This is a genomic window from Aeromonas sp. ZOR0002 (assembly GCF_963866995.1).
Classification (GTDB): Bacteria; Pseudomonadota; Gammaproteobacteria; order Enterobacterales; family Aeromonadaceae; genus Aeromonas; species Aeromonas caviae.
This window is the reverse complement of sequence record NZ_CAWMFQ010000230.1, coordinates 1-5,774: the sequence shown is the minus strand read 5'-3', so window position 1 is coordinate 5,774 and position 5,774 is coordinate 1. Positions and strand designations below refer to the sequence as shown.

At 61.8% G+C, this 5,774-nt stretch carries 4 protein-coding genes; 1 reads left to right on the top strand and 3 read right to left on the bottom strand.

Annotated elements, in window-relative coordinates; genetic code table 11:
- Positions 1 to 92: 92 nt before the first annotated feature.
- The 3 genes from AACR77_RS13200 to ilvY all read right to left on the bottom strand — a co-directional run bounded on the left by AACR77_RS13200 (position 93) and on the right by ilvY (position 3,949).
- On the bottom strand, positions 93 to 2,666 hold the full coding sequence (locus AACR77_RS13200) for a bifunctional acetate--CoA ligase family protein/GNAT family N-acetyltransferase (protein WP_042016390.1): 2,574 nt from the start codon (positions 2,664 to 2,666) through the stop codon (positions 93 to 95).
- A 90-nt stretch (positions 2,667 to 2,756) separates the two neighbouring features.
- Positions 2,757 to 2,948, bottom strand: coding sequence for a hypothetical protein (locus AACR77_RS13195; RefSeq protein ID WP_042878337.1), 192 nt, complete (start codon positions 2,946 to 2,948; stop codon positions 2,757 to 2,759).
- A 107-nt stretch (positions 2,949 to 3,055) separates the two neighbouring features.
- The gene (ilvY, locus tag AACR77_RS13190; protein ID WP_010676123.1) at positions 3,056 to 3,949 is read right to left on the bottom strand and encodes an HTH-type transcriptional activator IlvY; all 894 of its coding nucleotides are present in this window, start codon (positions 3,947 to 3,949) and stop codon (positions 3,056 to 3,058) included.
- A 193-nt stretch (positions 3,950 to 4,142) separates the two neighbouring features.
- On the opposite strand from ilvY, the gene ilvC reads away from it, so the two are divergent.
- Positions 4,143 to 5,624 (top strand): ketol-acid reductoisomerase, encoded by a 1,482-nt coding sequence (ilvC, locus tag AACR77_RS13185; RefSeq protein WP_039041087.1) that lies wholly within the window; start codon positions 4,143 to 4,145, stop codon positions 5,622 to 5,624.
- The last annotated feature ends 150 nt before the right edge of the window (positions 5,625 to 5,774 follow it).

The following is a 5,774-nucleotide window of genomic DNA, read 5'->3' as shown; positions in this document are numbered from 1 at the left end:
AAGAAACCCCGCTCACTCGAGCGGGGTTTTTTATTGCCTGAAGTTCACGTTATCCATCCATATCTGGTTGATTTACCACCACAATTGTATCGTTATACAACCTGATCAGCACAGGGCAGCTCCATGTTGACTATCCCATCTTCCAGCTGAATATCGATCTTGAAACCGAGCCGTTTGGCCAGATTGATCATGCCGCGATTGCTGGGCATGGTCATGCCAGAGAGCTGGCCTATGCCACGCTCTCTGGCATAGCGCACGATCTTTTCCATCATCAACTTGCCGAGTCCGAGCCCTTTCAAGTCTGAGCGGACCAGGATGGCAAACTCCGCATCCGATTGATCCGGGCTGGCAATGGCTCGCACTACTCCCAGGATCTGCTGGCTGAAAGGGCCGTCCTGACCCACGGCGACGAAGGCCATTTCCCGGTCATAATCGATCTGGGTCATGCGGGCCAGCTCCTCATGCCCCAGCTCCCCCACGTCGGCGAAGAAGCGTTTGTACCTGTCTTCATCAGACACCTGCCGCACGAACTGCTTGTGGGCCGGCTCGTCTTCGGGGCGGATGGGGCGCAGCAGTACATGACTCTGATCTTTCAGCCAGGCACCCTCTTCCAGCTCGGTGGGATAGGGGCGAATGGCCAGTGGCAGCACTTGTTGTCCTCGCTCTGCCAGGACGAGCCGGGCATCCAGGATCACCATCTCTTCACCACAGGCCTGCAGCGGGTGCAGATCCAGTTCTTGTATCTCGGGGAAGGCCAGCAGCAGCTCGGAGAGCTGGCACAGCACCTGGCCGAGGGCGTCGATATCGAGCCGTACCGGACTGGCCTGCTCGCGGATCTTGCCATCCTTGAGGGCACCAATGATCTGGTAGCGAGCCAGTGCCTGGTTGAGGGGAGGAAGGGCCGCGACCATCTCGCGGGGCTCGGCGCCGGATTCCCCGAGCAGGATGACGGGGCCGAAGACCGGATCTTGCTGCAAGCGGATCCGTAGCTCCAGACCCCCGCTGCGGCGTGCCATGCGTTGTACCAGCAGCCCTTCTATGCGGGCGCCAGGATCGTGCTGACGTACCCTGTCCAGAATGGCATCTGCCGCCTGGGCGACTTCCGCCGAGGTGCGCAGGTTCAGCATGACACCGTGTACATCGGATTTGTGGGCGATGTCGGGAGATCGCAGCTTCACCGCTACGGGGTAGCCAATCTGTTCTGCAGTCAGTGCGGCTTCGATGGCATCGGAGACGATCCAGGTCGCGAGGGTGGATAGCCCGGCTGCCTGCAAGATGGGATGGGCCAGGTGGGTGTCCAGCACCCGCTGCTGGCGGTCCAGCGCTTGCCCAAGGAGCTGCTGGCAGCGCTCGACATCGAGCCTGTCGCCCTGCAGGGAGGCCGGTGTTTCCATCAACTGTTTCTGGTTGCGGCGATATTCCACCATGTGCATGAAGGCCGTGACGGCGCTTTCCGGGGTGCGATAGGTCGGTATGCCCGCCTCGTTGAACAGGCGTCTCCCCTCCTGGGCGGAGTATTCGCCTGCCCAGTTGGTCAGGATGTTGAATCGTCTGGCCCTGGGATGCTGCTTGATGAAGTCGATCAGGTTGCTGGCGAGGGTGACACCTCGGGCGGTGAGGGACGGTGCATGGATCAGCAGGATGGCATCGGCACTGTCCCCTTGGAGCAGCGTCTCGAGTGCACTCTTGTAGGCCTCGATATCGGCATCGCTGCCGATGTCGAGGGGGGGCATCGCCAGCTTGCCTCCCCGAGACAGCAGTACGTCTGCGGCCATGTTGGCGAGGCCGCGCCCGTTGGAGAGGATGGCGAGCCGCTCCCCCTTGAGGGTCAGGGAGTGGCTCAGGGTCTCGACAGTGGCAAACAGTTCGTGGGTATCCCGGACGCGCAGCATGCCAGCCCGGCGGATGGCGGCATCATAGACATTGTCGAGACCGTTGGCCGGGTCATGCCGACCGCTCTTGAGGATCAGGATGGGTTTGTTGCGCGAGGCGGCACGGGCGGCGGAGAGAAAGTGCCTGGCATCGTGCAGCTTGTCCATGTAGATCAGGATGGCGCGGGTCGTCCCGTCCCGGGAGAGCTGATCCAGCAGTTGGCCAAAGTCGATGTCGCAATGATCGCCCAGGGAGATGAAGGCCGAGAAGCCGATTTCGCGCTGCTTGGCCCAATCCAGGATGGTGGTGCTGACCGCTGCCGACTGGGAGAGAAACGCCACCTGTCCCGGAGTCGCTGCAATGGGGGAAAAGCTGGCGTTGATACCCTGCCCGGGGAGCAGCATGCCCATGCTGTTGGGGCCGAGCAGCCGGATGCCGTATTGCTGGCACAGATGCTTGAGCCGCAGGCGCTCGTCAGTGGAGAACTGGGCGGCCAGTATGATGGCGGCTCCGGTTCCTTTCTTGCCGAGCTCCTCGATGAGCGGCAGTACCCGTTCGCGTCGGGTGCAGACGATGGCGAGATCGGGGGAGAGGGGAAGGCTCTCTATGTCCGGATAGGCGAGCACGCCAGCGATGGCCTGGCTGCGGGGGGCTACGGGTAGTATAGGGCCCTGGAACTGACCCGCCAGCAGGTGCCGGATGACCACATGGCCTGCTTTCTGCGGATCACTGGAGGCGCCGATGACGGCGATCGAGTGAGGTTTGAAGAGCCGATCCAGACCGCTTTGTTTCATGGGCACTCCTCGTGGTGGCCCCCGGGGCGAGGGGGGCGGATGGTGCCAGTCTAATACGCTTTGCGTGCGGGTTCTGTGACCGATTGCGGATCACGATCTGGCCAGTGCGCTGGCGCGCAGATAAAAGCGCAGCTCCCCCTGAATGCATTGGACCGTGGCGAGGTGCTTGTCCTGGAGATAGATCTCCTGCTCCCGATCGAGTTCATGGCGCTGGACCCCGAGGCTTTGCAGATATTCTGCGAACAGGATGGCACTGCGGATTTCGACAAGATGCTGGCTCACGCTCTATTCCTTGATGGTGGCTGGATGGTGCCGGCCAGTGTCCCCTCTTCTCCCCCACTTTCATACTGATACATTTGACACTCACTGTGGCTCCGACGCCTGCCGGATCAGCGAAGGCCTCCCTGGCCGCGTGCAGTATCCCAGAAGGCGCGGATCAGCGGCTCTTCCAGCCGCTTCTTGAGCACGGCGATACCGACGTCGAACGCCTTGAGCGCCGGTTTGGGCTCGACCACACGCACCTTGTCCCCCATGGGGCTGTGATCGATGACGGCGGCAGGCACGACACCCACACCGAAGCCGAGGGCCACCATGGCGACGATGCCCTCGTTGCCCGCCACTTCTGCATAAATGTTGGGAGCTATCCCCTTGTTGCGAAACCATTGATCACAGCGCTTTCGGGCCAGCCCCTGTTCGGAGAGGATCAGCGGCAGGCGCTCCCAGTCAGGTTCGCCCTGGGGGAACCACTGACCCTGCTGGGGGGCATTGCGGGGGGCGATGAACACCAGAGGGACTTGTTGCAGGCTGGCGAATTCCAGCTTGGACGAGAGCGCATCCGGCCTCGCTGCGATGGCGAGATCGGCTTCGTCAGCCAGGATCTTGTCCACTGCCAGTGCAGGGTCGCCGGTCTCCAGCTTGATCTCCAGCTGGGGATAACGGCGACGAAAGCGTTCCAGTACCTCGGGCAGCAGAAAGTAGCTGGCGGTGACCGAGCAGAACACCCGCAGCCGCCCTTGCAGCGGCTCGTCGCTGCGCTTGAGCTCCTGTTTGAGTTGGCGCCACTCCTGCAGCAAGGCACCGCCAAACTCCCGCAGCTTGTCACCAGCAGGGGTGAGCCGCACCGAGCGGTTGTCCCGCTCGAACAGCACGCAGCCGGTCTCCTGTTCCAGTCGTTGGATGGCGCGGCTCAGGGTGGAGGGGCTGACCGCCATGGCATCGGCGCTTTTGCCGAAGTGGAGGGAGTCGGCGAGGTGGAGAAACAGTTCGAGATTGCGAAGGTCCATCTTTTTATTCCTGCGGCGTTGTCAGGCGCCCTGTAGCACGATGGCTCGGCGGCGGGAGATTGCGGGAAATCACATTTCAATTCCTGCAACGTACTGTTTCGAATATATCAGTTCAGGCAATAAGTGTCCCGCGCTATAGTGGTTTCGACAACGCCGCTATCCGGCATGGAATCAATCGAACGGAGCAATCACCATGGCTAACTATTTCAACACCTTGAACCTGCGTCAGCAGTTGGCCCAGCTGGGCAAGTGTCGTTTCATGCAGCGCGAGGAGTTCGCGGACGGCTGCAACGTGCTGAAGGGCAAGAAGGTGGTGATTGTGGGCTGTGGCGCCCAGGGTCTGAACCAGGGCCTGAACATGCGCGACTCCGGGCTGGACATCTCCTACGCCCTGCGCAAGGCCGCCATCACCGAGAAGCGCGCCTCCTGGCAGAAGGCCACTGACAACGGCTTCGTGGTCGGCACCTATGAAGAGCTGATCCCGACCGCCGATCTGGTGCTGAACCTGACTCCGGACAAGCAGCACTCCGACGTCGTCAAAACCGTGATGCCGCTGATGAAGCAGGGCGCCGCTCTGGGCTACTCCCACGGCTTCAACGTGGTGGAAGAGGGTCAGCAGATCCGTTCCGACATCACCGTCGTGATGGTTGCACCCAAATGCCCGGGCACCGAAGTGCGTGAAGAGTACAAGCGTGGTTTCGGCGTACCGACCCTGATCGCCGTGCACCCGGAGAACGATCCCCAGGGTGAGGGCATGGCCATCGCCAAGGCGTGGGCCTCTGCTACCGGTGGCGACCGTGCCGGCGTGCTGGAATCTTCCTTCGTCGCGGAAGTGAAATCCGACCTGATGGGCGAGCAGACCATTCTGTGCGGCATGCTGCAGGCCGGTTCCCTGCTCTGCTACGACAAGCTGGTTGCCGAGGGCACCGACCCGGCCTATGCCGGCAAGCTGATCCAGTTCGGCTGGGAGACCATCACCGAGGCCCTGAAGCAGGGCGGCATCAGCTTGATGATGGACCGTCTCTCCAACCCGGCCAAGCTGCGTGCCTTCGAGCTCTCCGAGCAACTGCGCACCCTGATGCGTCCGCTGTTCGAGAAGCACATGGATGACATCATCGCCGGCGAGTTCTCCCGCGGCATGATGGCTGACTGGGCCGAAGACGATGCCAAGCTGTTCGGCTGGCGCGAAGAGACCGGCAAGTCCGCCTTCGAGAATGCCCCTGCCTATGCCGGCAAGATCGCCGAGCAGGAGTACTTCGACAATGGCGTGGTCATGGTGGCCATGGTCAAGGCGGGTGTCGAGCTGGCGTTCGAAACCATGGTGGCCTCCGGCATCTATGAAGAGTCCGCCTACTACGAGTCTCTGCACGAGTTGCCGCTGATCGCCAACACCGTCGCCCGCAAGCGTCTGTACGAAATGAACGTGGTCATCTCCGATACCGCGGAGTACGGCAACTACCTGTTCGCCAACGCCGCCGTGCCGCTGCTGCGCGAGCACTTCATGCCGACTCTGCAAGCAGGGGACCTGGGCAGTGCCCGTGCCGAGAGCAAGGCGGTGGACAACCTGGCCTTGCTGGCTGCCAACGAAGCGACCCGCAACCACCCGATCGAGAAGATCGGCCAGACCCTGCGTGGTTACATGAAGGACATGAAGCGTATTGCCGTCGGCGGTTAAGCCTTCGCTGAGCGGCATCGGAAGGGGCGGGGATGACGATCCCCGTTACTGGCTGGCTTAGACACCTGGCCTGTCGTCCGGATGATGCAAACAGACAGATTGAAGCCTATAAAAAAGGCTATGTCCCAATTACGTGTTGCATGGGGCGCC